This window comes from Morganella sp. TYF_1 (assembly GCF_043105645.1).
Taxonomy (GTDB): domain Bacteria; phylum Pseudomonadota; class Gammaproteobacteria; order Enterobacterales; family Enterobacteriaceae; genus Morganella; species Morganella morganii_B.
Window position 1 is genome coordinate 1 of record NZ_JBICLU010000020.1, and the last position, 1201, is coordinate 1201.

At 52.7% G+C, this 1201-nt stretch carries 1 rRNA gene; it reads left to right on the forward strand.

Annotation, left to right across the window (positions count from 1 at the left end):
- Nucleotides 1–1201, forward strand: a 23S ribosomal RNA gene (locus ACF8OF_RS11135); the annotation flags it as partial.

Here is a 1201-nt window from a genome sequence, read left to right on the forward strand (position 1 = left end):
TAAGGCGGGACACGTGTTATCCTGTCTGAATATGGGGGGACCATCCTCCAAGGCTAAATACTCCTGACTGACCGATAGTGAACCAGTACCGTGAGGGAAAGGCGAAAAGAACCCCGGCGAGGGGAGTGAAAAAGAACCTGAAACCGTGTACGTACAAGCAGTGGGAGCACCTTTATGGTGTGACTGCGTACCTTTTGTATAATGGGTCAGCGACTTATATTCTGTAGCAAGGTTAACCGAATAGGGGAGCCGCAGGGAAACCGAGTCTTAACTGGGCGAATTAGTTGCAGGGTATAGACCCGAAACCCGGTGATCTAGCCATGGGCAGGTTGAAGGTTGGGTAACACTAACTGGAGGACCGAACCGACTAATGTTGAAAAATTAGCGGATGACTTGTGGCTGGGGGTGAAAGGCCAATCAAACCGGGAGATAGCTGGTTCTCCCCGAAAGCTATTTAGGTAGCGCCTCGTGAATTCATCTCCGGGGGTAGAGCACTGTTTCGGCTAGGGGGTCATCCCGACTTACCAACCCGATGCAAACTGCGAATACCGGAGAATGTTATCACGGGAGACACACGGCGGGTGCTAACGTTCGTCGTGAAGAGGGAAACAACCCAGACCGCCGGCTAAGGTCCCAAAGTCATAATTAAGTGGGAAACGAAGTGGGAAGGCTCAGACAGCCAGGATGTTGGCTTAGAAGCAGCCATCATTTAAAGAAAGCGTAATAGCTCACTGGTCGAGTCGGCCTGCGCGGAAGATGTAACGGGGCTAAATTATGCACCGAAGCCGCGGCAGCGATATGTAAATATTGTTGGGTAGGGGAGCGTTCTGTAAGCCTGTGAAGGTGACCTGTGAGGGTTGCTGGAGGTATCAGAAGTGCGAATGCTGACATAAGTAACGATAATGCGGGTGAAAAACCCGCACGCCGGAAGACCAAGGGTTCCTGTCCAACGTTAATCGGGGCAGGGTGAGTCGACCCCTAAGGCGAGGCTGAAAAGCGTAGTCGATGGGCAACGGGTTAATATTCCCGTACTGGTGGTAACTGCGAAGGGGGGACGGAGAAAGCTAAATCATCCGGGCGACGGTTGTCCCGGTTTAAGCGTGCAGGTGGACTGACCAGGCAAATCCGGTCGGTTGTTAACACTGAGGCGTGACGACGAGCCACTACGGTGGTGAAGTGATTGATGCTCTGCTTCCGGGAA